The sequence below is a fragment of the Mycolicibacter sp. MU0083 genome, from assembly GCF_963378075.1.
Taxonomy (GTDB): Bacteria; Actinomycetota; Actinomycetes; order Mycobacteriales; family Mycobacteriaceae; genus Mycobacterium; species Mycobacterium kokjensenii.
Genome location: NZ_OY726394.1, coordinates 3161550 through 3186088 on the forward strand (window position 1 = coordinate 3161550; position 24539 = coordinate 3186088).

24 protein-coding genes are annotated in these 24539 nt (G+C 68.2%); 9 read left to right on the top strand and 15 right to left on the bottom strand.

The window, feature by feature from the left end; translation table 11 throughout:
* Positions 1–5: 5 nt before the first annotated feature.
* Together RCP38_RS14810 and guaA are read right to left on the bottom strand one after the other, a co-directional pair.
* A complete protein-coding gene (locus RCP38_RS14810; protein WP_308473690.1) occupies positions 6–923 on the bottom strand; it encodes a phytanoyl-CoA dioxygenase family protein in 918 nt (305 codons plus the stop codon).
* A gap of 22 nt (positions 924–945) precedes the next feature.
* A complete protein-coding gene (gene guaA / locus RCP38_RS14815) occupies positions 946–2499 on the bottom strand; it encodes a glutamine-hydrolyzing GMP synthase (protein ID WP_308473691.1) in 1554 nt (517 codons plus the stop codon).
* Between the two features lie 111 nt (positions 2500–2610).
* Here guaA and RCP38_RS14820 point away from each other — a divergent pair, with 111 nt between their 5' ends.
* Together RCP38_RS14820 and RCP38_RS14825 are read left to right on the top strand one after the other, a co-directional pair.
* Positions 2611–3345 (top strand): beta-phosphoglucomutase family hydrolase, encoded by a 735-nt coding sequence (locus RCP38_RS14820; protein ID WP_373692368.1) that lies wholly within the window; start codon positions 2611–2613, stop codon positions 3343–3345.
* A gap of 10 nt (positions 3346–3355) precedes the next feature.
* Positions 3356–5716: a glycoside hydrolase family 65 protein gene (locus tag RCP38_RS14825; RefSeq protein ID WP_308473692.1), complete on the top strand. Its 2361-nt coding sequence runs from the start codon at positions 3356–3358 to the stop codon at positions 5714–5716.
* On the opposite strand, the gene RCP38_RS14830 is transcribed toward RCP38_RS14825, so the two are convergent.
* The 4 genes from RCP38_RS14830 to RCP38_RS14845 all read right to left on the bottom strand — a co-directional run bounded on the left by RCP38_RS14830 (position 5713) and on the right by RCP38_RS14845 (position 11987).
* Positions 5713–7443 carry a GMC oxidoreductase gene (locus tag RCP38_RS14830; protein WP_308473693.1) on the bottom strand — a complete coding sequence of 577 codons (1731 nt, stop codon included), beginning with the start codon at positions 7441–7443 and terminating at the stop codon, positions 5713–5715. The genes RCP38_RS14825 and RCP38_RS14830 overlap by 4 nt on opposite strands.
* Before the next feature lie 60 nt (positions 7444–7503).
* Complete coding sequence (locus tag RCP38_RS14835) at positions 7504–8796, bottom strand: PE-PPE domain-containing protein (protein WP_308473694.1); 1293 nt, start codon at positions 8794–8796, stop codon at positions 7504–7506.
* 135 nt (positions 8797–8931) lie between these two features.
* Positions 8932–9969, bottom strand: coding sequence for an NAD(P)H-dependent amine dehydrogenase family protein (locus RCP38_RS14840; RefSeq protein ID WP_308473695.1), 1038 nt, complete (start codon positions 9967–9969; stop codon positions 8932–8934).
* A complete protein-coding gene (locus tag RCP38_RS14845) occupies positions 9969–11987 on the bottom strand; it encodes a molybdopterin-containing oxidoreductase family protein (RefSeq protein ID WP_308473696.1) in 2019 nt (672 codons plus the stop codon). Before RCP38_RS14845 ends, RCP38_RS14840 begins: the two co-directional genes overlap by 1 nt.
* A gap of 94 nt (positions 11988–12081) precedes the next feature.
* Between RCP38_RS14845 and RCP38_RS14850 the strand changes: the two genes are divergently transcribed.
* Positions 12082–12672: a TetR/AcrR family transcriptional regulator gene (locus tag RCP38_RS14850; protein ID WP_308473697.1), complete on the top strand. Its 591-nt coding sequence runs from the start codon at positions 12082–12084 to the stop codon at positions 12670–12672.
* A 58-nt stretch (positions 12673–12730) separates the two neighbouring features.
* Here RCP38_RS14850 and RCP38_RS14855 read toward each other — a convergent pair whose 3' ends face one another.
* Both RCP38_RS14855 and guaB read right to left on the bottom strand, forming a co-directional pair.
* Positions 12731–13879, bottom strand: a complete 1149-nt coding sequence (locus tag RCP38_RS14855; RefSeq protein WP_308473698.1) for a GuaB3 family IMP dehydrogenase-related protein — start codon at positions 13877–13879, stop codon at positions 12731–12733.
* Positions 13880–13962: 83 nt separating this feature from the next.
* Entirely contained in the window at positions 13963–15429 is a 1467-nt protein-coding gene (gene guaB / locus RCP38_RS14860; protein ID WP_308477323.1) for an IMP dehydrogenase, read from the bottom strand.
* Positions 15430–15713: 284 nt separating this feature from the next.
* Between guaB and RCP38_RS14865 the strand changes: the two genes are divergently transcribed.
* A complete protein-coding gene (locus RCP38_RS14865; RefSeq protein ID WP_308473699.1) occupies positions 15714–16118 on the top strand; it encodes a DUF5319 domain-containing protein in 405 nt (134 codons plus the stop codon).
* A gap of 15 nt (positions 16119–16133) precedes the next feature.
* On the opposite strand, the gene RCP38_RS14870 is transcribed toward RCP38_RS14865, so the two are convergent.
* Entirely contained in the window at positions 16134–16919 is a 786-nt protein-coding gene (locus RCP38_RS14870; protein ID WP_308473700.1) for a hypothetical protein, read from the bottom strand.
* A 253-nt stretch (positions 16920–17172) separates the two neighbouring features.
* Between RCP38_RS14870 and RCP38_RS14875 the strand changes: the two genes are divergently transcribed.
* A complete protein-coding gene (locus RCP38_RS14875; protein ID WP_308473701.1) occupies positions 17173–17463 on the top strand; it encodes a WhiB family transcriptional regulator in 291 nt (96 codons plus the stop codon).
* 141 nt (positions 17464–17604) lie between these two features.
* Here the strand turns inward: RCP38_RS14875 and RCP38_RS14880 are convergent, their stop codons facing one another.
* The 5 genes from RCP38_RS14880 to RCP38_RS14900 all read right to left on the bottom strand — a co-directional run bounded on the left by RCP38_RS14880 (position 17605) and on the right by RCP38_RS14900 (position 20562).
* Positions 17605–17883 (bottom strand): hypothetical protein, encoded by a 279-nt coding sequence (locus tag RCP38_RS14880; RefSeq protein WP_308477325.1) that lies wholly within the window; start codon positions 17881–17883, stop codon positions 17605–17607.
* 29 nt (positions 17884–17912) lie between these two features.
* Positions 17913–18212, bottom strand: a complete 300-nt coding sequence (locus RCP38_RS14885) for a GlsB/YeaQ/YmgE family stress response membrane protein (RefSeq protein WP_308473702.1) — start codon at positions 18210–18212, stop codon at positions 17913–17915.
* A gap of 93 nt (positions 18213–18305) precedes the next feature.
* Entirely contained in the window at positions 18306–19187 is an 882-nt protein-coding gene (locus RCP38_RS14890; RefSeq protein WP_308473703.1) for an NAD(P)-dependent oxidoreductase, read from the bottom strand.
* Positions 19184–19564, bottom strand: coding sequence for a carboxymuconolactone decarboxylase family protein (locus tag RCP38_RS14895; protein WP_308473704.1), 381 nt, complete (start codon positions 19562–19564; stop codon positions 19184–19186). The genes RCP38_RS14890 and RCP38_RS14895 overlap by 4 nt, the downstream gene beginning before the upstream one ends.
* A gap of 41 nt (positions 19565–19605) precedes the next feature.
* Positions 19606–20562 carry an oxygenase MpaB family protein gene (locus RCP38_RS14900; protein WP_308473705.1) on the bottom strand — a complete coding sequence of 319 codons (957 nt, stop codon included), beginning with the start codon at positions 20560–20562 and terminating at the stop codon, positions 19606–19608.
* Positions 20563–20713: 151 nt separating this feature from the next.
* On the opposite strand from RCP38_RS14900, the gene RCP38_RS14905 reads away from it, so the two are divergent.
* A complete protein-coding gene (locus RCP38_RS14905) occupies positions 20714–21283 on the top strand; it encodes a TetR/AcrR family transcriptional regulator (protein ID WP_308473706.1) in 570 nt (189 codons plus the stop codon).
* Here the strand turns inward: RCP38_RS14905 and RCP38_RS14910 are convergent.
* The gene (locus tag RCP38_RS14910; RefSeq protein WP_308473707.1) at positions 21280–22380 is read right to left on the bottom strand and encodes a ferritin-like domain-containing protein; all 1101 of its coding nucleotides are present in this window, start codon (positions 22378–22380) and stop codon (positions 21280–21282) included. The genes RCP38_RS14905 and RCP38_RS14910 overlap by 4 nt on opposite strands.
* A gap of 210 nt (positions 22381–22590) precedes the next feature.
* Between RCP38_RS14910 and RCP38_RS14915 the strand changes: the two genes are divergently transcribed.
* From RCP38_RS14915 to RCP38_RS14925, 3 genes are all read left to right on the top strand, one after another.
* Entirely contained in the window at positions 22591–23565 is a 975-nt protein-coding gene (locus RCP38_RS14915; protein ID WP_308473708.1) for a PE-PPE domain-containing protein, read from the top strand.
* Between the two features lie 113 nt (positions 23566–23678).
* Positions 23679–24191: an HXXEE domain-containing protein gene (locus RCP38_RS14920; RefSeq protein ID WP_308473709.1), complete on the top strand. Its 513-nt coding sequence runs from the start codon at positions 23679–23681 to the stop codon at positions 24189–24191.
* Between the two features lie 91 nt (positions 24192–24282).
* Positions 24283–24507 (top strand): hypothetical protein, encoded by a 225-nt coding sequence (locus RCP38_RS14925; RefSeq protein WP_308473710.1) that lies wholly within the window; start codon positions 24283–24285, stop codon positions 24505–24507.
* Positions 24508–24539 lie beyond the last annotated feature (32 nt).

Consider the following 24539-nt stretch of genomic DNA (forward strand, 5'->3'; position numbering starts at 1 on the left):
CCGGTTCACCAACGCGCCGCCGCAACCCCCGCCGAGGACTCGACGACCTCGGGCAGATAGCGCTCGGCCAGCACGGTCGCGATCGCCTCGATGTCGCCGGGCAGCGGATACATGTGGCGATACTGCAGCACCTGTTTGCCGATCAGCCCGAGCCGCTCGGTGAACGTCGGCACCCGGCACGGGTCCAGCAACGGACTGTTGAACGGCGCGCAGTCGGACCGCTGAAACTCGAAGGCGGCACTGATGCGCGGCGCGGCCCCGAGATCACTGCCGCGCCCACCCCAGTGCAGCACCGCCTGATTCCAGGCGAACAGGGTGCCGGCCGTGGCGGGCAGAGCCCGAATGTCTTGGAGATTGCGGACGACGGTGTTGTCCTCCCCGTCCCACCGGCGCTGGACGAAGCGCGGATCGCGGTGGGCGGGCAGCATGTACATGCATCCGTTGAGCGGGGTGGCATCGGAGAACGGCAGCCATACCGTCAGCGTCCGCGGCGAGTTGTCGTCATCGAGGGTCGCGCTCAGCCGGTCGCGGTGCGGCCCCCAGCCCACCGCGTCGTCGCTGGGGTTGACGTGCCAGACCCAGAAGTCCGGCAGCGCGCGATACCCCGGGCCCAGCACGTGGGAGAGGAACTCCGACAGTGACCGGAAGGCCTGCCACAGCTCGTCGTAGACGAAGGCGAACGCCAACGGGATCCCCCGCTGGAACAGCGTGGACACCGCAGCCCGGATGGGCGCCACGACCGATTCCGGAAGGGCGTCGGGAACCTGGACGTAGCCCTCCCGCTTCAAAACCGCCATCCGGGTGGCGAACTCACCGACCACCGCGGGTGCACAGGTCCCCCCGGCCTCTATCGACACTCCCGGGCACATCCGAACCCAGAACTCACGGCGCGAAACGTCGTCGACCGACAGCGCAGCGCTCATCGTGACTACTCCAACTCGGTGGCTATTCCCACTCGATAGTGCCGGGCGGTTTGCTGGTGACATCCAACACCACGCGGTTGACGTCGGGCACCTCATTGGTGATCCGAGTCGAGATCCTTTCCAGCACTTCGTAGGGCAGCCGGCTCCAGTCGGCGGTCATGGCGTCCTCACTGGACACCGGCCGCAGCACGATCGGATGCCCGTAGGTGCGGCCGTCGCCCTGCACCCCCACCGAACGGACGTCGGCCAACAGCACCACCGGGCACTGCCAGATCTGATGGTCCAGACCGGCGGCGGTCAGCTCCTCGCGGGCTATCGCGTCGGCCTGCCGCAACGTCGCCAGCCGCTCGCCGGTGACCTCGCCGACGATCCGGATGCCGAGTCCCGGCCCCGGGAACGGTTGCCGGGCAACGATCTCCTCCGGCAGCCCCAACTCGCGCCCGACCGCGCGCACCTCGTCTTTGAACAGCAGCCGCAGCGGCTCGACCAGGCTGAACTTCAAGTCGTCGGGCAGCCCGCCGACGTTGTGGTGGCTCTTGATGTTCGCGGTGCCGGCACCGCCGCCGGATTCCACCACGTCCGGATACAGCGTGCCCTGCACCAGGAACTCGACGTCGTGGTCCCCCAGTGTGTCGCGTACCGCGCCCTCGAAGGCCCGGATGAACTGCCGCCCGATGATCTTGCGTTTGCCCTCGGGATCGGTCACCCCGGCCAGCGCGTCGAGGAAGACGGCTTCGGCGTCGACGGTGACCAGTTTGGCTCCGGTGGCGGCCACGAAGTCGTTCTGCACCTGCTCGCGCTCCCCGGCGCGCAGCAGCCCGTGGTCGACGAACACACACGTCAGCCGGTCACCGATGGCCCGCTGCACCAAGGCCGCGGCCACCGCGGAGTCCACCCCGCCGGACAGCCCGCAGATGGCGTTGCCGTCGCCGATCTGTTCACGCACCTGCTCGATCAGCGCGTCGGCGATGTTGGCCGGCGTCCAGGACGCGTCGATACCGGCGAACTCGTGCAGGAAGCGGCTGAGCACCCGCTGCCCGTAGGGGGTGTGCAGCACCTCGGGGTGGTACTGCACCCCGGCCAGCCCGCGGGCGCGGTGCTCGAACGCGGCCACCGGGGCTCCCGCGGTAGCGGCCACCACCGTGAACCCGTCCGGGGCGGCGGTGACGGCGTCGCCGTGGCTCATCCACACCGGTTGGGTGCTCGGCAGCCCCGAGTGCAACTCCCCGCCGGTCACCGTCAGCTCGGTGCGGCCGTACTCACTGGTTCCGGTGCGCTCGACGGTGCCGCCGAGCGCGGCAGCCATGGCCTGGAAGCCGTAGCAGATGCCGAACACCGGGATGCCGAGGTCGAACAACGCCGGATCGAGCCGCGGGGCGTCCTCGGCGTAGACGCTGGCCGGGCCGCCGGACAGCACGATCGCCCGCGGGTCGCGCGCGGCGATCTCTTCGACGGTCGCGGTGTGCGGGACGACTTCGGAGAACACCCGGGCCTCCCGGACCCGGCGGGCGATCAGTTGGGCGTACTGCGCGCCGAAGTCGATGACCAGCACGGGGCGAGACGATGGTGATGACACCGCAGTGAGTCTAGTGGCGGCAAAAGTTCGCCGGAGCGACGGCGGCATGGTGAAGTGGAGCAGGTACGTATCCGAAGCGAGCGCGCCGCACCATCGAAAAGGAGGGGCACCGTGCTGGGTCTGCCCGAAACGGTCCGGGCCTGCCTGTTCGACCTCGACGGGGTGCTCACCGACACCGCGAGTGTGCACACCCGCGCCTGGCAGGCCATGTTCGACGCCTACCTGTCGGCACACGCCGAACGCACCGGAGAGCCGTTCGTGCCGTTCGACCCGGTGGGCGATTATCAGCGCTTCGTCGACGGCCGGAAACGCGACGACGGGGTGCGTTCGTTCCTGGCCAGCCGCGGCATCACGCTGCCCGACGGCACCGACGACGATCCGCCCGAGGCCGAGACGGTGCACGGCCTGGGCAACCGCAAGAACGTGGCGTTCCAGGCGACCCTGCAGGCCGACGGGGTGGAGGTGTTCGACGGATCCCGGCGCTACCTGTCGGCGGTCACCGCGGCGGGCCTGGCCACCGCGGTGGTCTCGGCCAGTGCCAACGCCGGCGACGTGCTGGCGCTCACCGGGCTGGACCGGTTCATCGCCGAGCGGGTCGACGGCGTGACGCTGCGTACCGAGGGCATCGCGGGCAAGCCGGCCCCGGATTCGTTCCTGCGGGCCGCGCAACTGCTCGGCGTCGACCCGGCGGCCTGCGCGGTGTTCGAGGATGCGCTCGCGGGCGTGGCGGCCGGCCGGGCCGGCGGGTTCGGTGTCGTGGTCGGCATCGACCGGGTGGGCCAGCGGGCCGAATTGCTGAGCCACGGCGCCGACGTCGTCGTCACCGATCTGGAGGAACTGTTGTGAGGACCGACCGATGATCGCGCAGGACTACTTTCCGATCGAACCATGGCGGATCCGGGAGACGCACCTCGATCTGGATCTGCTCGGGCAGACCGAGTCGCTGTTCGCCCTGTCCAACGGGCACATCGGCCTGCGCGGCAACCTCGACGAGGGCGAACCGCACGGCCTGCCCGGCACCTACCTGAACTCGTTCTACGAGGTGCGGCCGCTGCCACACGCCGAGGCGGGCTACGGCTATCCGCAGGCCGGGCAGACCGTGGTCGACGTGACCAACGGCAAGATCATCCGGCTGATGGTCGACGACGAACCGCTGGACGTCCGCTACGGCACCCTGCTCGACCACGAGCGCACCCTGGACATGCGGGCGGGCACCCTGACCCGGCGCATCCACTGGCGTTCCCCGGCCGGGAAGCAGATCAAGGTGCAGTCGACCCGGCTGGTGTCACTGGCCTATCGCAGCGTCGCCGCCATCGAATACATCGTCGAGGCCGTCGACGAATTCACCCGGGTGACGGTGCAATCGGAGTTGGTCGCCAACGAGGACCAGCCGCCGACCTCCGACGACCCCCGGGTCGCGGCGATCCTGGAGAACCCGCTGGAGGCCGTCGAACGCGAGAACACCGGTACCGCCGCGGTGCTGGTACACCGCACCCGATCCAGCGAACTGATGATGGCCGCGGCGATGGACCACGAGGTCGAGGTGCCCGGCCGGGTCCAGGTCAACACCATGACGATTCCCGACGTGGCCGCGACGACCGTGGTCTGCGGCCTGCGGCCGGGGCAGAAACTGCGCATCGTGAAATATCTGGCCTACGGCTGGTCCAGTGAACGGTCCCGGCCGGCGCTGCGCGACCAGACCATCGCGGCGCTGACCGGTGCGCGTTACAGCGGCTGGCAGGGACTGCTGGAGTCCCAGCGGAGCTACCTCGACGAGTTCTGGGACGGCGCCGACGTCGAGGTCGACGGCGACCCCGACTGCCAGCAGGCGGTGCGCTTCGCCCTGTTCCATCTGCTGCAGGCCAGCGCCCGCGCCGAACGCCGCGCCATCCCCAGCAAGGGGCTGACCGGCACCGGATACGACGGCCATACCTTCTGGGACAGTGAGAGTTTCATCCTTCCGGTGCTGGTCTACACCGCCCCGTACGCGGTCGCGGACGCGCTGCGGTGGCGGGCGAGCACGTTGGAACTGGCCCGGGGACGCGCCGCCGAACTGGGGCTGTCCGGGGCGGCCTTCCCGTGGCGGACGATTCGCGGCCAGGAGTGTTCCGGGTACTGGCCGGCGGGCACCGCCGCCTGGCACATCAACGCCGATATCGCCGCGGCGTTCGAGCAGTACCGGGTGGTCACCGGGGATGACACGGTGGAGGCCGAGTGTGGGTTGGAGGTGCTGGTCGAGACCGCCCGGCTCTGGCGTTCGCTGGGGCACCACGACCGGCACGGCGTGTGGCATCTGTCCGGGGTCACCGGACCCGACGAATACACCGCGATTGTGCGGGACAACGTCTTCACCAACCTGATGGCCGCGCACAATCTGCGCACCGCCGCCGCCGCGTGCGCCCGTCATCCCGACGCCTCGCACGAATTGGGGGTCACCACCGAGGAGATGGCCGCCTGGCGGGACGCCGCCGACGCGGCGCACATCCCCTACGACGAGGAACTCGGGGTGCATCCGCAGTGCGAGGGCTTCACCTCGGCCGCGGAGTGGGACTTCGACGGCCGCAACACCTACCCGTTGCTGCTCAACGAACCCTATGTTCGGCTGTATCCGGCCCAGGTCGTCAAACAGGCCGACCTGCTGCTGGCCATGCAGTGGCGCAGCCACGCGTTCACCGCCGAGCAGAAGGCCCGCAACGTCGACTACTACGAACGGCGCACGGTGCGGGACTCATCGTTGTCGGCATGCACCCAGGCGGTGATGTGCGCGGAGGTGGGGCATCTGGAACTGGCCCACGACTACACCTACGAGACCGCGTTCGTCGACCTGCGCGATCTGCACGACAACACCCGGGACGGCCTGCATCTGGCGGCACTTGCGGGAACCTGGCTGGCGTTGGTCTCCGGCTTCGGGGGCCTGCGTGACGACACCGGCGTGTTGAGCCTGGATCCCGCGCTGCCGGAAGGCATTTCACGCCTTCGATTCCGGCTGCGCTGGCGGGGATTCCGGTTGACCGTCGAGGCCGGCCACAGCGCGGTGACCTACACCCTGCGCGACGGACCCGAGCAGCGGTTGACCATCAACCATGCCGGGGAGGAACTCGAACTGAGCACCGACTCGCCGACCACGCTCCCGGTGCGCCGGCGGGTGGCGCTGCTACCCCCGCCGCAACAGCCGCCCGGCCGCGCACCGAACCACCGGCATCAGGTGGCGCGTTAAGCCCAGCGCAGCGCGCCGACGGCGCGTTCGGGCACCGCGGGGTTGCGGGGGGCGATCGGGTCCAGCCGCCGGTAGGGTTCGCCCTGGGCCGGCCGCTGGTCGTCCTCGCCCTTGTTGGGCCACAGCGACGCGGCGCGCTCGGCTTGAGCGGTGATCGACAACGACGGGTTGACGCCGAGGTTCGCCGAGACCGCCGCGCCGTCCATCACGGCCAGCGTCGGGTAGCCGTACACCCGCTGGTAGGGGTCGATGACGCCGTGCTGCGGGCTGTCACCGATCGCCGCACCCCCCAGGAAGTGTGCGGTCAGCGGGATGTTGAACAGCTCGCCCCAGGTGCCACCGGCCACGCCGTCGATCTTGGCGGCGATCCGGCGGGTCACCTCGTTGCCGACCGGAATCCAGCTCGGGTTCGGTTCGCCGTGTCCCTGCTTGCTGGTGTAGCGGCGGATGCCCAGCCGGCCGCGCTTGGTGAAGGTGGTGATCGAGTTGTCCAGGTGCTGCATGACCAGCGCGATCACGGTGCGCTCGCTCCAGTGCCGCGGGTTGAGCAACCGCAGGATGTGGGCGGGGTCTTCGCCGGCCTGGTCCAGCAGCTGCCGCCAGCGCGGGGTGTCGGTACCCTGCGGCCCCGACCCGTCGGTCATCAGGGTCTGCAGCAACCCCATGGCGTTGGAACCCTTGCCGTAGCGCACCGGTTCCACGTGGGTGTCGGGGGTCGGGTGGATCGAGGAGGTGATCGCCACACCGTGGGTCAGGTCCAGATCCGGGTTGACGTTCAAAGTCGCTGCGCCCACGATGGATTCGGAGTTGGTGCGGGTCAGCACACCGAGTTGATTCGACAGCTTGGCGAGTTTCCCGCTGTCCCGCATCTTGAACAGCAGCCGCTGGGTGTTGTAGGTGCCCGCCGCCAGGATCAGATGCCGCGCGGTGAAGGTCTTGCGGCGCCGGCGCAGTCCCATCCCGGTGCGCACCGTCTGCACCCGCCAGAGTCCGTCTCCGTCCTGCTCGAACGCCGTCACGGTGGTCATCGGATGCACCTGCGCGCCGGCCGATTCCGCCAGGTACAGGTAGTTCTTCACCAGGGTGTTCTTGGCGCCCCAACGACATCCGGTCATGCACTCGCCGCATTCGATGCAACCGGTGCGCTTGGGCCCGGCACCGCCGAAGAACGGGTCCTCGACCGTCTTACCCGGAGCCTTCTGCCCGTCGGCCCCGTCCGGGCCGAAGAACACCCCGACCGGGGTGGCCACGAAGGTGTCGCCGACCCCCATGTCGTCGGCGACCTGTTTGACGATGCGGTCGGCGTCGGTGAACGTCGGGTTCTTGACCACTCCGAGCATCCGCTGCGCCTGGTCGTAGTGCGGCATCAACTCGGCGCGCCAGTCGGTGATGTGCGCCCACTGCTTGTCGGCGAAGAACGGCTCCGGCGGCACGTAGAGCGTGTTGGCGTAATTCAGCGAGCCGCCACCCACGCCGGCACCGGCGAGCACCATCACGTTGTTGAGCAGGTGGATGCGCTGGATACCGTAGCAACCCAGCTTCGGCGCCCACAGGAATTCGCGCAGGTGCCAGGAGTTCTTGGCGAAGTCGGCGTCGGAGTAACGCCGCCCCGCTTCCAGCACGCCGACTCGGTAACCCTTCTCGGTCAGTCGCAGCGCACTGACGCTGCCACCGAATCCCGAGCCGATGATCAGGACGTCGTAATCGGGCTGGCGTTCGGAGACCATCGCACAATTATGGCCCTACCCGCACCCAACCGGAACCGCGGGTATCGGGATTCTGCGGCCTCAGAGCAGCGCGCTGAGCAGTCCGGCCAGGGATCCCGTCTCGAGCAGGTCACCGATGTCCTGCACCGGTTCGCCGGGCTGGCTGATCACGATCGAGTTGAACAGGTCCATCCAGGAATCCGGGTCCGCGTCGGTGATGCCCCCACCGCCGTACATCGACTCGACCACCGCGGCGATCACCGGGTTGTCCATCAACGCCTCCGGGGTGAACATGGTGGGCACGTCGGCGTTGTAGGCCGCCATCCCCTGCTGCCAGGCGGCGTTGAGCGCGGCCATGACCTCGTTCCAGTTCAGGTCCGGCATCCCGAAGCTGATCGGGGTCGCCACGTTTGCCGGCCCGTCGTTCCAGCCGTGATCGATGTTGCCGTAGCCGAGGTTGACCAGGATCCGGGTGACCGGTTCGAACAGGTCGTAGAGCGCCTTTCCGAAGAACGGCATCAGCCGCACCGGTGCCAGCAGCGGCAGGATCTCGGAGCGGATCATGTAGTAGTCCACGTCCGACTCGCCTTCGGTGGGCAGCAGTACGGCGTTGTCGATCTGGTCCTGGGTCAGCCCGAGGTACAGCGGATGGTTCATCGCCATGCCGGCGATGTCGTTGAGCACCGAGATGAAGTTCAGCGGGTAGCGCGGAAAGTCCGCCCAGCCGTCGTATTCGAGGGTGTAGACCGCGGCCGAGTACAGGCCGTCCGGGGTGGCCTGGTCCAGGGTGACGTTCGGTCCGGGGATGAACGGATGCGTGCCGAACAGATCGAAGGCGGTCAGTAGTCCGCCGTTGGGGTTGGCGGTGTTGCCGACCATCACGAAGCGGACCCAGTCGTGATCGACCCCGGCGTCGTCGAGTTGCTCCATGGCATAGGTCGACATCGCCGCGCTCTGCGAGTAGCCGAACACGTAGATCGGGTTGTCCTCGTCGATGCCGCCCTCGCCGATCCGGTCTTGGATCGCCTTGACCAGGATGTCGGCGCCCTCATGCTCTGAGGCCCCGTAGTTGTTGGCCAGCTGCGGGGTGGTCAGCGACTGCGGGACACCGGTGAACCCGCTGCGGCTCAGGTACAGCTCGGCGGCGGTATCGGCGAAGAATGGCGAGGGGGTGGAGAACCCGGTGGCACCCATGACGAACGCCTGCGCGACGTCGGGATCTCCGCTCCAGCCGCTGGTCAGGGAGACGCCCGGGGTCACTGCGGGATCGGGTACCGCGGCCTGCGCGATCGGCTGGCAGGCCAGCCCCGCGGCCACGATTACGGCCAGCCCCCCGGTGGACGCACGCAGCGCCCGGTCAATCAGCATCGTCATCTGGCCCCAACCTCCCGAAAGCGTTGCCATGCACAACGAACCGCAGTTCACATCATGTAGTGAGTATTTACCACGACGGCCACAAATGTGAGAAGTACGCCGGATAAATAATCCGCGGACGGCGGGATCGGACCGTCAGCCCAGGACCGGGGCCGCCAGCGGCAGGTCCACGCCGGACCGGATTCCGGGGGCCGCCGCACATACCGCCGCCACCAGGTTGACCGCCCGGTTGGCGGTGTAGGCCGGCGACACCTCCGCCATTCGTTCCAGTGGTACGGGCATCCGGACGGCGACATCCAGCGGCGCGTCACCGTCGACGGCGACATGCCACCCGGTGGGGGCCAGATCCCAGTCCTGCTCGAGCTCGGTGGTGCAGTACCAGGTCGCCCGGAAGGACATCAGCGTCGCCCCGTCTCGGATCCCGGCGACGACGATGCGCTGCGCGGCCACGGTTCCAGCGGGCAGGGTGCCCGCGGCAATCTGCACGGTCCGGGCGGCGGTGGCCAGTTCCCCGGTGGCGGTCACCGCGTCCAGCGACAGGCCGACGGTGTCGGCGACCAATCGCAGCGACGGCCCGAAACTCGATCGCAGGTAGTCGGCCCGGGCCTGTTCGAACTGCGCCGCGGGCCGCCCGAATCCCATGTGCCCGAACAACATCTCCGGGGAATCACGTCGGGACAGGTCGGCGTATTCGTCGATCCTCAAGCCGGTGAGCCGACGCTGGACCGAGGTCAGCACCAGCGGCAACGCCTCGGAGATGAAACCGGGACTGCTGCCGGTGCTGTGGATCGAGGTGCCGCCGGCCGCGCACGCCTGCTCGATGCGGGCCCGCAGGCCCGCATCCATACCCGCCGGGTGGTGGAACTGCCCGCAGGTGGTGACGACGTTGACCCCCGCGGCCAGCAGCCGACAGACCTCGTCGACATCCAGGACGGCGGGCATGTAGAGCACGCAGTCGGCTTCGGCGGCCAGGATCGCCTCGATGCTGCCGGTGGCCACCACCCCGGTGGAGTCCAGCCCACAGAGCTCACCCGCATCGCGACCGACCTTGTCCGCCCCGTAGACGTAGACCCCGGCCAGCTCGAGCTCGGGGTGCTCGATCACGCCGCGCAACGCATAGCGGCCGATGGTCCCGGTGGCCCACTGCGCCACCCGATAGCGGCGGCCCGCCATCAGGCCGGCCTGACCGAGAGCGGGACACCGGAATAGTGCGTCATCCCGGTGAGGATGTCGACGGTGTCTTTACTGGTGAGCCGGTTGACGTTGGCGTCATGGGCGTGCCCGTGCGGTATCGCGACGGCACCGCGCCGAATCGTCGGATCGACCTTGGCGATCCCGGCCAGTTCTCCGTTGCCGTTGGACACCGTCACCTTCTGGTTGTCGGCGACACCCGCCGATGCCGCGTCGTCGGGATGCAGATGCACCTCGGTGGGCTCACCCAGGTAGTCCAGCTGGGAGTTGAGCTTGCCGCGTTGGCGGCGCGGCACCAGGACCAGCGGGGCCGGTGAGTCCAGCGCGGCCAGCTGTTCGACCAGCGCCGGCGGGGCCAGCCGCCAGCCACCGAGGCGCTCGATGTGCCGGTCCACCCACGGCGCGGGCACCTGGTATCCCAATCGGATGCAGCGCTGTTCGACCAGTTGCTCCATCGGTGCACGCGCTCCCGCGGTCACCCCCGCGAGCATCGCGTCGTCGGTGACCTGGCCGCTGGTGTCGGCCAGTTGGTGGCCCAGTCGGCGGCCGAGTTCGGCCAGCACCCACCAACTCGACCGTCGGTCACCGACCGGGTCGAGGACCGCGGGGGTGTACTGCGCGCCAACCTCGGTCATCAGCACATCCCACAGGCTGACGTCGGGGCGCTCCAGTTGGTCTTTGGTGGCCAGCACGTGTGTGGACAGCGCGGTGGTCTCGTTCCCGATGATCTCCCAGGTGGCCAGCACGTCGAGTTTGCGCAGCGCCGCGGTCAGCGTGCCGGCGTCCGGGAAGGCGGTGACCATGCTGCCGCCGAGGTTCAGAACGGCGCGGATGTTTCCCGCTTCGATCTCGTCGGGCAGTGCCGCACAAGGCCATTCGTCGAGCATCGACTGCAGCTCCGGGCGGCTGGACGGCCCGGGCCCGAACGTTCCGCCGGGGCCTGAGATCGGCAGTTCGAAGCCTTCGAGCTGATACCAGTAACCGGGATGGAACCAGGTGCCGCCGGGCCGGTTCAACGATCCGGTCACCGCCGCCAACGCGCACGCCAGCCATTGCGTGACGTTGGCGGTGGCCGACATCGTCACCCCGGTACCGGTCTCCACCGAGATCCGCCCGGTAGCCCGCACCGCGGCAAGCAGTTCGGCGAGCAGTGCGGGATCGGTGTCGGTGAGCGCGGCGGTGTGTTCGACGGTGAACGGTTCGACCGCGGTGGCCAGCGCGGCACCGTCCTGGGTGTGGTGCCGCAAGAAGTCGCGGTCGGCACCGTCGGCCAAGAGTTCGCGCACCAGGTATGCCAGGACCGCATAGTCGGTCCCCGGACGGGGAGCCAGGTGCCCGGTCGCCATACGTGCCGTCTCGGTGCGGCGGGGATCGACGACCCAGAGACCGCCACGGGCGGTCAGTTCGCGCAGATAGCCTCTCGGGTTCGGCATTGCGATGTTGTGCCCGTGCGACACAACCGGATTCGTGCCGACGAGCAGCAGCAGTTCGGTGTTGTCGTAGTCCGGCCGGCCGGACAGTGCCGAGGTGCCGCCCATCAGATCGGCGATCAGCACCTTCGCGGTGCCGTCGATGGTCATCGGGCTGAACTTCGCCGGGGTGCCGATCGCGGCGTGCAACCCCTGCGCCAGCCGATATCCGGTGGCGTCCATGCCCAGCCCGCTGCCGAAGAAGATCCCGACCGAGGCCGGGCCGTGCTCGTCGATGATCCGGCGCAACCGCCCGCCGAGGTCGTCGAGGCACTCCTGCCACGTGGTGGGCACCAGCGCGCCGTCGACGCGCAGCATCGGGTGTTCGAGCCGATTCGGATGGTGGTGCATCTTGGCCAGCGCCCGGCCCTTCGGACAGGTGTAGCCCTTGGATCGGGGATGGTCGCGATCACCGCGGACGTCGACGACGGTGTCACCGTCGGGGCCGGCCTCGATGTCGACCAGGATTCCGCAGAGCGAGGTACAGATCCGGCAGAAGCTACGGACCGTGCGGACATTCTCGGCGGCCACCGCGCCCTCCTCGTCTCGGCTGCGGGCAACTCCAGTGAATGTAGACAGTGGCAACAAATGCTGTCAATGACAACATTGTTGTTAGGGTGCTGCCATGACCGATCGTCGCTACCACCACGGCGACCTTCGGACCGCTCTGCTCGCCCAGGCCGAGAAGACCCTGCGCACCTCCGGCGTCGACGGGTTGTCCCTGCGCGAGCTGGCCCGCGAGGTGGGTGTGAGCCACGGTGCGCCGCGCCGGCATTTCGCGGACAAGGTCGCGCTGCTCGATGCGCTGGCCGCCGAAGGCTTCCGGCAGTTGGGGGTGGCGCTGGCCGAGGCAGCGACGCCGAATGAGCCCACCGGCTTCGTCGAAACCTTCGAAAACGTCGCGGTGGCCTACGTGCGGTTCGCCACCGCCAATCCCGCACTCGTCGACCTGATGTCGGCCAACAGGTATCTGGCCGACGCGCCCCGGGAGCTGCAACAGGCGCGAGATACCGCGTTCACCGCGGTGACGGAGCTGGTCGACGCGGGTCAGTCCGGCGGCGAGCTGGCCGCCGGCGACCCGACCCGGATCGGGACGCTGATGTTCGCCATGCTGCACGGCATCGCGATCCTGGCCAACAACACGATGATCGACCCGCTGGAGGACACGCTGATCCGCGACGCGGTCGACACCCTGCTGCGTGGCTTGGCACCCTAGCGATTTCGGCGCGATTCCTCCCGCTCAGCGGGCACTAGCGCGCCGAAATCACCGTGGGCTAGTGGCCGACGGTGAGCCCGACCTTCTGGAATTCCTTGAGGTCGCAGTAGCCGGCCTTGGCCATCGACCGGCGCAGGCCGCCGACCAGATTCAGCGAGCCGAACGGGTCATCGGAGGGCCCCTCGAGCACCTGCGCCAGGCTCGGGCGCTCCTCGTAGGCGACCTGCATCAGTGCGCCGCGCGGCAGCGACGGGTGGGCCGCCGCCGACGGCCAGTACCAGCCCTCGGCCTGCGCCTCGGCGGCACCGGCCAGCGGCGTACCCAACATCACCGCGTCGGCCCCGCAGGCGATCGCCTTGGCCAGATCGCCGGAGGTGTGGATATCGCCGTCGGCGATCACGTGCACGTAGCGTCCACCGGTCTCGTCGAGGTATTCGCGGCGCGCGGCGGCCGCGTCGGCGATCGCGGTGGCCATCGGCACCGAGATACCCAGCACCTCGTCGGAGGTGGTCACCCCGGAGGTGGAGCCGTAGCCGACGATGACGCCGGCCGCGCCGGTGCGCATCAGGTGCAGCGCGGTGCGGTGGTCGATCACCCCGCCGGCCACCACCGGGATGTCCAACTCGGAGATGAAGGTCTTCAAGTTGATCGGTTCTTCGGACCCGTCCCGGTCCAGGGCGACCCGCTCGGCGGAGATGATGGTGCCCTGGATGACCAGCAGGTCGACACCGGCGGCCACCAGCGCCGGGGTCAACGCGGCGGCGTTCTGCGGGCTCACCCGCACCGCGGTGGTCACCCCGGACTCCCTGATGCGCGCCACCGCGGCGCCGAGCAGTTCCGGGTCCAGCGGCGCGGCGTGCAGTTGCTGCAGCAGCCGGGTCGCCGCGGCGGGCTCCGGCTCCTTGGCGGCGACGTCGATCACCTGGGCGATCTTGGCCTCCACATCGGCATGCCGGCCGATCAGTCCCTCACCGTTGAGCACGCCCAAGCCACCGAGTCGGCCCAACTCGATCGCGAACTCCGGGGAGACCAGCGCGTCGGTGGGGTGGGCCAGCACCGGCATCTCGAACCGGTAGGCGTCCAACTGCCAGGCCGTCGAGACGTCCTTGGAGGACCGGGTACGCCGGGACGGGACGATGTTGATGTCGTCGAGCTCATAGGTACGACGGGCGGTGCGGCCCATGCCGATCTCAACCATGTCACGCATGGGCGGTCAACCTCATTTCTCGGCGAAACCGACGTTGTGCAGCACAAGTCCGAGGAGCGGCCTGCGAAACGTCGGTCTCGGCGCTAACGGACGTAGTAGTTCGGCGCTTCGACGGTCATGGTGATGTCGTGCGGGTGGCTCTCCTTCAAGCCCGCGGCGGTGATCCGCACGAACTGCGCCTGCTGCAACTGCTCGATGGTCGCCGATCCGGTGTATCCCATCGCCGCCCGCAACCCACCGGTGAGCTGGTGGATGACGGTGCTCAGCGGACCGCGGAACGGCACCCGGCCTTCGATGCCCTCGGGCACCAGCTTGTCCTCGCTCAGCGCGTCGTCCTGGAAGTAGCGGTCCTTGGAGTAGGACTTGGCGCCGCCGCGGCCCTGCATGGCGCCCAGCGATCCCATCCCGCGGTAGCTCTTGAACTGCTTGCCGTTGACGAAGATCAGGTCACCGGGCGACTCGGCGGTGCCGGCCAGCAGCGACCCGAGCATCGCCGTGGACGCACCGGCGGCCAGCGCCTTGGCGATGTCACCGGAGTACTGCAGCCCGCCGTCGGCGATCACCGGCACACCCGCCGGCGCACAGACGGCTACGGCCTCCATGATGGCGGTGATCTGCGGGGCACCCACGCCGGCGACCACCCGGGTGGTGCAGATCGAGCCGGGCCCGACCCCGACCTTCACCGCGTCGGCACCGGCTTCGACCAGTGCGGCGGCTCCGCTGCGGGTGGCGACGTTGCCGCCGACCACCTCCACCCGGTCCCCCACTTCGGCCTTCAGCTTGCCGACCATGTCCAGCACGCCGCGGTTGTGGGCGTGCGCGGTGTCCACGATCAGCACGTCGACCCCGGCGTCCACCAACGTCATCGCCCGCACCCAGGCGTCGTCGCCGACGCCGACGGCGGCCCCGACCAGCAGCCTGCCGTCACTGTCCTTGGTGGCCAGCGGATGCTGCTCGGTCTTGACGAAGTCCTTGACGGTGATCAGCCCGGTCAGCTTGCCGTGGCCGTCGACGATCGGCAGCTTCTCGATCTTGTGGCGGCGCAACAATCCCAGTGCGGCGTCGGCGGAGACGCCCTCCTGCGCGGTGATCAGCGGTGTCTTGGTCATCACCTCGGCGACCGGCTTGTTCTGGTCGACCTCGAAACGCATGTCCCGGTTGGTGATGATCCCGACCAGTGAGCCGTTGCCGTCGACGACCGGGAGCCCCGAGATCCGGAACCGGGCGCACATCGCGTCCACTTCGGCCAGGGTGTTCTCCGGGGTGCAGGTCACCGGGTCGGTGACCATGCCGGCCTCGGAGCGCTTGACCGTTTCGACCTGACTGGCCTGCTCGGTGACGGGCAGGTTGCGGTGCAGCACACCCATCCCGCCGGCGCGGGCCATGGCGATCGCCATCCGCGCCTCGGTGACGGTGTCCATCGCCGAGCTCACCAACGGCACCTTGAGTGCGATGTTGCGGGTGAGCCGACTGGCGGTGTCGGCGGTGGCCGGAATGACGTCCGAGGCCGCCGGGAGCAGCAGAACGTCGTCGAACGTCAGCCCCAGCATGGCGATCTTGGGGGCCTGCCCGCCGAAGGCGCCCCCCGCGTACACCAGGTCATCGACCGAGCCGGCCGCACCGTTCGCATGGGCCCCGGTCATCTGGGCACTGACTTCCGTTTCGGATAACCAACGGTCATCTACGAGCCTCCACTACGCAGCCGGGGGGTGAGAACACCATCTTAATCGCGACCCGCGGGCGCTTTCGCCCGCCACCACCTTGGCGCGCGAGCCGCGGCCGTTCGCGCCCCGCCGCTGGCTTTCTGTCAGGGCGACTGCGTACCCTGATGGGCGTGCGAGACCACCTGCCACCCGGTTTGCCGCCCGACCCGTTCGCCGACGATCCCCACGACCCGTCTTTCGCGCTGGACGACGTCGAGCCCGGTCAACCGCTGGATCCGCAGGAACGGACCGCGGTGGAGGCCGACCTGGCCGATCTGGCGGTCTATGAGGCACTGCTGGCACACCGGGGCATCCGCGGCCTGGTGGTGTGCTGCGACGACTGCCAACAGGACCACTATCACGACTGGGACATGCTGCGCGCGAACCTGCTGCAGCTGCTCATCGACGGCACCGTCCGCCCGCACGAGCCGGCCTACGACCCGGAACCCGACAGCTACGTGACCTGGGACTACTGCCGCGGCTACGCCGACGCGTCGCTCAACGGGGCGACCTCGGAGGCCGACGGCTACCGCTGATCCGGTAGCGCCCGATCAGGCCCGCCAGGCGCCGCCGCGGTGGCGCACCAGTTCGGCGGCCTCATCACGCAGACCACGTAATTCCTCGGCGGTGAAGTCCGCACTCCCGACGTCGGTCAACATGCACGCCAGTGCCCAGCGCAGCGGCACCAGCCCGAACCGGCCGGTGTCGGCCAGCGCCGTATCGGCCACCGCCCGGGCCCGGTCGACATCACCGGCACAGCACAGCGCACCGGCCAGCACCACCTGACTCTTCACCCGGTGCCGCACCATCGTGGCCGGTGTGAGCTCCACCGCCCGTTCGGCGTTGCGCACCGCGGTGACACCGTCGCCGGTGACCATCGCCAGTTCCGCGGTCACCCAGTGCCGACGTATCGCCAACCGCTGCGGCACCGCGGGCGCTTCGGCCGTGGCGCGGGCCAACAGGGCCGCCGACGCCGCGAACCGGCCGACCCCCAGGGCGTCGGCGGCCAGCCCCACCAGGGCGTCCGCCCGTGCCGTGCCGGCATCGCCGGCCAGCGCCAACGCGTGCCCGTCCAAACCACGGGCCAGGTCGTGGCCGCCGAGTTGACGCAGGAACGATCCCCGGGTGCTGTAGGCCAGCGACGCCAGCGGGCCGGCGGGTTCGTCACGCAGCAACGCGGCCAGGTCGGCGACCGCACTGGCGTAGCGTCCCTGCCCGCCGGCGGCGACCGCCCGCAGCCATAACCGGCGCGGGGTCGTCGCCGCGGGCAGCGGCCAGCAGTCGGGTCGGTCACCGAATGCGGCGGCCGTCAGGACGGTGTCGGGATCCTCGCTCATCGCTGCGGGACGTTACGCGGTGCCGCCGCACCCCCACCAATCCACAGAATGCGGAATAACATCCACTCTCACGGAATGTCCACTCGTTTAGGCCAGCCTTTCTTAACCATTGCGTTGGTATTACTTCAGATCGTTTGGCTACGGTCCCCTCGGCGCCGGGAAACTGCCGGCGCTGTTCTACGCGCACCACCGAGACACCGCTCCACCGGCCGTATCGCAGATCCGGCCGGCCCGCGTTTTGAGAGGGGTTCCCATGCCACTGGTTGAGCAGCTGCCCGGCCGCAATGCGGACGAATGGGATTGGCAGCTCCGGGGGGCTTGTCGGGGGGTCGACTCGTCGGTGTTCTTTCCGCCCGACGGGGAGCGCGGCCGTGCCCGTGCGCAACGTGAACAGAACGCCAAGAAGTGGTGCAGCGGCTGCCCGGTGCTCGAACAGTGCCGCACGCATGCGCTCGCAGTCGGCGAGCCCTACGGCATCTGGGGCGGTATGTCCGAAGCGGAACGACACGCCGCACTGCGCTGCAATCTACGCCCCAGCGGCTAAACGCTTTTCCCACCGGCCGACGGCGTCACATCCGCGGCCCACGGGTCTTCCAGAGCAGCCCCCGGTTCGCCGGGGGCTGTTCGCCCGTCTCAGGGGTGGCCGCCGCTCCGAGGTGCGGTCGGCCCATCCCCCGACCACCGATCAGCCGTGCGGCGCCTCGGATATCTTGCTGTCCGGCTTGCCCAGCGTCTTGCAGTACGTGGTCACCGACAGCCGGGTCGCCGAGATCTCCAGATTGGCGGGCTCGGCACCGCCACTGTCCTTGAGCATCTTGCTGATCTCGTCGTCCTGCTTCTGCTGATCCTGCTCGACGAAGTCCTTGCATCTCGTGTCGCCGCCGGTGTTGATGACCTGCGAAGCAGAACACCCACCGGACAGCACCGCGCCGAGCGCCATCGTCACGGCCGCTGCATGTTTCATCGTCATGATCGTCATGGTCTTACCTCCCCTTACTCGCCGCGGCCGACCACACGCAGCAGCCACAGCAGGATCATCGAGCCGAGCACCGCGGTGAACAGGGTGAACCACCAACCGCCACTTGCGGTGTCGACGGCGAAGCTCAACAGGAAACCACCGATCAACGCGCCGACCACACCCACCACCACATCGGTGAGCAGCCCGAACTTCGTCTTCATGGCAATCCCCGCGATCCAGCCTGCGATACCGCCGATGATGATGTAGCCGATCCACCCCACACTGGTCAGTGTTGTCGAACGGGCCAGGAACTCGGTGGCCGCCATTGGGTTCATGGTGATCTCCTTTTCACACCGTGGGCGCCGTCGTCGTCGACGTCGTGAGGTCTCCATACCCGTTCCCGACGATCACTAATCACGTCCGGTTGATCAGGTTCGCGCTGCGACGGTCACCCCCGACCCCCGCTCCAGCACTTTGACGATCGAGGTGAAGTCGGAGTCGGCGCCCTCCTGGTGCAACGTCGCCTCCCACAGGCCGGCGACGGCGTCGGCCAGCCGGCTCGGTAGCCCGAGCACCTCGGCCTCCGCCAGGTAGAGCCGGACGTCTTTGACCATCAGCCCGGTGGCGAAACCGAAGTCGAAGGTGCGCGGCAGCACCGCTTTGGGAAATTTGTCCCGGCTGGCATGGGTGGCGCCCGAGCCGGCGTTGAGCACGTCGAGCATCACCTGCGGATCCAGACCCGACTTGACCCCCAGCACCATGACCTCGGCGGTGGCCGCCAACGTCGTGGCCGCCATCAGGTTGTTCACCAGTTTCATCGTCTGCGCGGCGCCGGGCTTCTCGTCGACGAAGATCGGGCGGCCGAGTTCGGCCAGCAGCTCCGCTGCACCGTCGAACTCCGCTCGCGGCCCCGACACCATGATGGCCAGCGCACCGTGTTCGGCACCGCGGACGCCGCCGCTGACCGGCGCGTCCAGCGCGGCGACTCCGCAGGCGGAAAGCACCTCGCTGTTGCGTTGCGCGACAGCGCTTCCCACCGTGGACATGTCGATGAACAGCCGGATCGCCGATCCCGCCGATACCGCCTCGGCGACTTCCGCCGAAGCGTGCGGTGCGGGCAGGCTGGCCAGTACGGTCTCGGCGCGATCGGCCACCTCGCGCGGTGTCGCCGCGGGCCGGGCACCGAACTGAACTGCGCGATCGATGACTTCAGCGCGGGTGTCGTAGACGACGAGCTCACGCCCGGATTCGGCCAGGCGCTGCGCCATGGGCCGGCCCATGTTGCCCAATCCGACGAATCCGACCGTCACCGCTGCGCCTCGTATTCGGCGAACGCCTCGCGGGCGATCCGGAAACCGTCCACCGCGGCCGGCACGCCCGCATAGATCGCGACCTGCATGAGGACTTCACGGATCTCCTCGCGCGTGACTCCGTTGGTGAGCGCGCCCTTGACGTGGGTGCGCAGTTCGTTGGGCCGGTTGAGGGTCGCGATCATCGCGAGGTTGAGCATGCTCCGGGTCTTGCGCGACAAGCCCTCTCGTCCCCAGACCGCACCCCAGCAGTACTCGGTGACGAGGTCCTGGAACGGCTTGGTGAAATCGTCGCCGCCGGCCGCCTGCGCTACGTAGGCCTCCCCCAGCACCGCGGTGCGGATCTGTCGGCCCCTGTCATAGGTGTCTTGGTCCATACCGCCCAACGTTAGCCACCGGGAGCCCGGCGACCACGGGTTTAGCCGGTCCGCTTGGGCAGGTTGTAGGCGAACGACTTCTGCTGGCGCTGTTTCATCTTCTGCAGGCACTGGTGGTGCTTGCGGGCGTGGTAGGCCAGTGGGAAGTAGGTGAGGCGTTCGGGCAACACCCGGTAGGCGATCCGGATCGCGGTGTAGATCCGGGTGAGTTGACGTTCTTCTGCCGCGCTCCAGGACACCCCGAGCTTCTCGCGCAGCCGCGGATCGAGCAGCCCCACCACCGACAGGTAATTGAACCTGATCGCCGGCCGCAGCACGGCCTGCACCAGCGGCACCAACGGTTTCGGCACCGTCGGCGGCAGTTCGGCCTTGCCGGATTTCAGATCCCCGATCAACTGCAACGCCTGCGGTGTCCCGCGCAGCCGGTCGATCATCGCCTCGTAGTAGTCGGCCATCTCCTGCTGCGACTGCGGGTAGCCGTTCATCGGGACGTGCAGCAGGCGCGCCAGCCGGCGGTTGTCGCGGAGCAGTTCCTCCTTCTCGGCATCGGTGAATTCGCGGCCGATCATCAACCGCCCGGCCTGAGCGTTGACGACGTAGCCGGTGGCGATCACCCACTGGTAGGCCTCGGGGTTCAACGCGCTGATCTGCTTACCGGTTTCGGCGCTCTTCATGGTGATCGGCTTGTGCAGGGCACGCACCCGGTCACCCTCGGCCCGGGCCTCGGTGCCGCCGTAGGTCCACCGCAGCACCGAATCCACCGACCGGATCGCCCGACCACCCGGGTCGCCGTGGAAGGCCGCGGAGTACTTGCCGGTGACCTCGGCGATCACCGGGTGCATGGCCTGCATCATGAACGCCGCACCCTCAAGGATGAGAAACGTCCAGTGTCCGGTGTGCTCCGCGGTCAGCGAATCCGGCGGGATGAGCTCGATCTCCTCGACGCCGTCGAAATCCTCGACGGGATTGTGCGCCGCAAGATCCGGTGTGGAGGTCATGGTTGCTCCTGTCGTCCCCGCCGCCCCAATGGTGGCGCCGACGCTAATCTGCACATACGGTCGCATACAAGTCGCGTTTGGAGGTCGGATGAATCCCGAAAATCCCAGTTCACGGCGCCGCAAATCCCCTCAACAGGCGCGCTCTCGCGAGATGGTCGCAAAAATCGTGACATCGACGGCGTCGTTGCTGCACCGGTACCCGCCCGAGCAGATCACCACCAACCTGATCGCCGAGCAGGCCGACGTCAGCAAGGGCTCCATCTACCAGTATTTCGCCAACAAAGAGCAGATCATCGACGCCGCGGTGGAGCGACTCGCCGCCGAGCAGGCCCCCGCCATCGAGGCCATGCTCCGCGCCATCACCCTGGACCGCCCGGTCTCCGCCATGGAGGCATCGATCGACATCCTGATCGACTACACGATCGCCAACCGCCGATTGATCCGCTACCTCGCGCAGCGCCCCGACAACCTGCGCGCACTCGACAACGCCTCCGGGCTCAACGCCACCCTGCTGGCGATGACCACGCTGCACATGAGTCACTACCGCAGTCACTACCGCAGCGAACTGAGCCCGAGCGCCCTGGCCTGGCTGTTCTTCAACATGGCGGTGGCCACCACGATGCGCTACATCGAGTCCGACGACCCCATCTCGCTCGAAGACCTGCGGGCCGGACTGAAATTCGCCTCGACCGGACTGTTGGCGCCCGCCCCGCCGAGTTAGCCCGCGCCGGCGGCGATCACCTCGTCGACTTCCTCGGCGCGCACGGCCATCTCGGCGTGCGCCCGGTCCAGGGCCTCGGCCTGGTCCTCGTCGGCCCGCATCAGTGCGTCGATATCGAAGCCGCCCATGTCGAACACCCCCATATCCCGGAACGCGTTCTGCACCTTGGGCCCCCACAGTCCGATGTCCTTGACGATCGGCACGATCCGGCTGAACAGGTGCGACCGGAACTGGATCATCACCGGCGACGAATCCACCCATTTCGCACACTCTTTGACGTCCAGATCCAGGGTCTCGAAGACCTCTTCGCCGCGGAAGCGGTCCCGCATCAGATAGCAGGCGTCGACGACGAACTCCTCGCGGTCGTTGCGCTCCGCCTCGGTCAGCTCGGAGTAGTAGTCCTTCAACGAGATTCGACCGAAGGCCACATGCCGTGCCTCGTCCTGCATGACATAGGCCAACACCTTCTTGGCCAACGAGTCCGGCGCCGAGAGATCACGCAGCACCCCGAAGGCGGCCAGCGCCAACCCCTCGATGAGAACCTGCATGCCCAGATAGGGCATATCCCACCGCGAGTCGCGCAGGGTGTCGTCCAGCAGTGCGGTCAGGTTCGTGTTGATCGGATAGACCATGCCGACCTTGTCCTGCAGAAACTTCGAGAACGCCTCGACGTGCCGGGCCTCGTCCATGGTCTGGGTGGCCGCGTAGAACTTCGCGTCCAGGTCCGGGACCACCTCGACGATCTTGGCCGCGCAGACCATCGCACCCTGCTCACCGTGCAGGAACTGGGAGAACTGCCAGGCCTGGGAGTGCCTGCGCATCTCGGCACGACGCGCGTCGTCGGCGGCCTCCCACACCGGACTGCCGAACAACGGGTGGAACTCGTCGGGCAATCCGGTCGGGTTCATCGGGTCGACGTCCTGGGACCAGTCGATGCGCGACTGGGCGTCCCACTGCTTGTCCTTGCCTTTCTGGTACAGCGACAGCAGTCGGGCCCGACCGTCGTCGTACTCCCAGGTGAAGCGGGCATCTCCCGCGCTGGCGAACTCCCGGGAAAACGGCTCGGGCACCGTCGTGTATCTGTCCCTCGTGGTCATGAACTGCCGCCTTATTACCGGATGTGGTCAATTGTCCAACGACCTGTCTCACACTGCGCCCAACAAGACGAACCGTCAAGAGCGGCGCCTACTCTCGACTTCAAGATCGCGACGTGGTATTCAAATGCAATGCATACGGGGGGATGCGCTGCCGCTCAGGTAGCACCACAGACGAATATCGGTAGCACCCGACGCGCCGCGGTCGCGCAATTGGCCGCAGCCGGCCTGCTGCTCGCCGGGACCGGCGCGGCGATCAGCCACCCGGTCGGGCCACTGCACCTCGGGACGACGCTGCTGGCCACCACCGGCCCGTTGGCGGGCAGCGAGGTCGCCATCATCGTCGGCGGAACGGGCCAGCCGACGCCGTCGGAGACGTTCGCCCAGTCCGCCGCGAACCTGTACCTGAACCCGCTGGGTTTCCTCGGCGGCGAGACCGATTCGACGGTCTGCCACATGGACGGCACCGACCCCTGCAGCGCGCCGTTGCAGGTGCTGACCACGCCCATGCTGTTCGAGCAGGGCCAGAGCAGCTACGACGGCGCGGCGTTGATCGTCGACGCGGTCAAGAACCAGTTCGAGCAGAACCCCGGCGCGTTCGACGCCGAGCACCCGCTGACCATCTTCGGCTACTCGCAGGGCGCCACCGCCGAGTCGATCGCGATGGAGCAACTCCACGAAGACGGCATCCCGCTGGACGCCCTGCACTTCGTGTTCATCGGCAACCCCTCCGCCCCCGACGGCGTGTGGCAGCACCTGGACGCGGCCATGGACGCCACGTTCGGCGAGGATCTGGCGGATTTTCTGCTCAAGCTGCTCGGGATGACTGAGACGCTGGGCAATTCGACCCCGAACGATCTGTACGCGGCGACCATCTACGGCCTGCCCGACGATCCGGTCGCCAACTTCAAAGACGCCTACGCAGCCGACGGTCTGTGGGGCGCCCTCGGCGGCATCTTCGGCCCGCACGTGGAGTACCTGGGTCTGACCCCGGACCAGATCGCCGACAACACCGTCGTCACCGACGGCGCCCTGACCTACGTCAACATCGACAACAGCGAGATCGACGCCTTCGCGGCGTGGGCCAGCGCGCTGTTCGAGCACGGGGTCGCCGACAGCGATCCCTTCCAGAGCGTGTGGGACTCGTTGGTGTTCTTCGTGGAGAACCTGTTCACGATCTTGTTCTGATCCCCGGGGTGCGGGTGCGGCGCGTGCCCAGCGTGCGCTTCGGTGGCCGATTCGGCTGAATTGCCGAGTGAAACGCCCCCTCGGGCGGGGCCATCGCAGCGATGATCGTCAACGTGAACATCGATTCTTCCCCGGAACACCGTCTGTGGGTCAGGCTGCCGCCCTTCCGCGGAGTCATCTGGCTGATGCCGGCCGCCTACCTCGTGCACATCGTCGAGGAGTACCTCGGCGGATTCCCGAAATGGGTCACCGACGACGTCCACGGCAGGTTCGACGACGCGGCGTTCGCGGCCAACAACCTCGCGTTCATGGCGATCCTGGTGACGTTGGTCGCCGCGAATTTCCGCAAGCAGACGCCGATCCGAGGTATTCTGCTGGCCACCTTCGCCAGCGGCAACCTGTTCTGGGACGCGCTCTTTCATATCGGGATGACGCCCGTTCTCAACAGGTACTCCCCCGGCCTCGTCACCGCCGCGCTGCTCTACTACCCGATATGCCTGTTGGTCGGCATCGTCGTCGTCAAGGAGAAGATCCTCACCCCGCGCCAGTTCTTCCCGGCCGTCGTCGCCGGACTGGCGTTGTTCGCCTTCGTCGTCTGGTACGGGCTGTTTCACTTCGCCACCTGATCCGCCGGGTCCGCCTTGTCGGTGCCCGGGGGTTTACTCGACTTCGGGAAACCCCGGACAACCACGCACCGACGCGCAAGGAGGACCACCGATGCGGATGGCCACCGTCGCCCTGGCGGCACTGGGCCTGACGATGTTCGCACCACCGGCACAAGCGACCCCGGGCTACGGTTCGGACTGCATCCTGCCGTCGGTCGAGCAATGCCGACTGCTGCCGGATGCCGACGGCCCCCACATGGTGGAGCGGTACTGCCCCGGCGTCGGGTGGATCAACGTCTTCGCGCCGTGCACCAGCCGGTTCGGGCCGTATTCGTGACCATGCGGTGCCCGACGAAAAACACCCCGGCC

What these genes read in the sequence shown, in the direction of transcription:
- RCP38_RS14925 (WP_308473710.1), top strand. Translation starts at nt 24,283, where the DNA reads ATGCGGATGGCCACCGTCGCCCTGGCGGCACTGGGCCTGACGATGTTC.
- RCP38_RS14810 (WP_308473690.1), bottom strand. Translation starts at nt 923, where the DNA reads ATGAGCGCTGCGCTGTCGGTCGACGACGTTTCGCGCCGTGAGTTCTGG.
- RCP38_RS14870 (WP_308473700.1), bottom strand. Translation starts at nt 16,919, where the DNA reads ATGAGCGAGGATCCCGACACCGTCCTGACGGCCGCCGCATTCGGTGAC.
- guaB (WP_308477323.1), bottom strand. Translation starts at nt 15,429, where the DNA reads ATGCTGGGGCTGACGTTCGACGACGTTCTGCTGCTCCCGGCGGCCTCG.
- RCP38_RS14850 (WP_308473697.1), top strand. Translation starts at nt 12,082, where the DNA reads ATGACCGATCGTCGCTACCACCACGGCGACCTTCGGACCGCTCTGCTC.
- RCP38_RS14895 (WP_308473704.1), bottom strand. Translation starts at nt 19,564, where the DNA reads ATGGACCAAGACACCTATGACAGGGGCCGACAGATCCGCACCGCGGTG.
- RCP38_RS14825 (WP_308473692.1), top strand. Translation starts at nt 3,356, where the DNA reads ATGATCGCGCAGGACTACTTTCCGATCGAACCATGGCGGATCCGGGAG.
- RCP38_RS14885 (WP_308473702.1), bottom strand. Translation starts at nt 18,212, where the DNA reads ATGAACCCAATGGCGGCCACCGAGTTCCTGGCCCGTTCGACAACACTG.
- RCP38_RS14855 (WP_308473698.1), bottom strand. Translation starts at nt 13,879, where the DNA reads ATGCGTGACATGGTTGAGATCGGCATGGGCCGCACCGCCCGTCGTACC.
- RCP38_RS14905 (WP_308473706.1), top strand. Translation starts at nt 20,714, where the DNA reads ATGGTCGCAAAAATCGTGACATCGACGGCGTCGTTGCTGCACCGGTAC.
- RCP38_RS14835 (WP_308473694.1), bottom strand. Translation starts at nt 8,796, where the DNA reads ATGACGATGCTGATTGACCGGGCGCTGCGTGCGTCCACCGGGGGGCTG.
- RCP38_RS14840 (WP_308473695.1), bottom strand. Translation starts at nt 9,969, where the DNA reads ATGGCGGGCCGCCGCTATCGGGTGGCGCAGTGGGCCACCGGGACCATC.
- RCP38_RS14910 (WP_308473707.1), bottom strand. Translation starts at nt 22,380, where the DNA reads ATGACCACGAGGGACAGATACACGACGGTGCCCGAGCCGTTTTCCCGG.
- RCP38_RS14900 (WP_308473705.1), bottom strand. Translation starts at nt 20,562, where the DNA reads ATGACCTCCACACCGGATCTTGCGGCGCACAATCCCGTCGAGGATTTC.
- RCP38_RS14830 (WP_308473693.1), bottom strand. Translation starts at nt 7,443, where the DNA reads ATGGTCTCCGAACGCCAGCCCGATTACGACGTCCTGATCATCGGCTCG.
- RCP38_RS14875 (WP_308473701.1), top strand. Translation starts at nt 17,173, where the DNA reads ATGCCACTGGTTGAGCAGCTGCCCGGCCGCAATGCGGACGAATGGGAT.
- RCP38_RS14880 (WP_308477325.1), bottom strand. Translation starts at nt 17,883, where the DNA reads ATGAAACATGCAGCGGCCGTGACGATGGCGCTCGGCGCGGTGCTGTCC.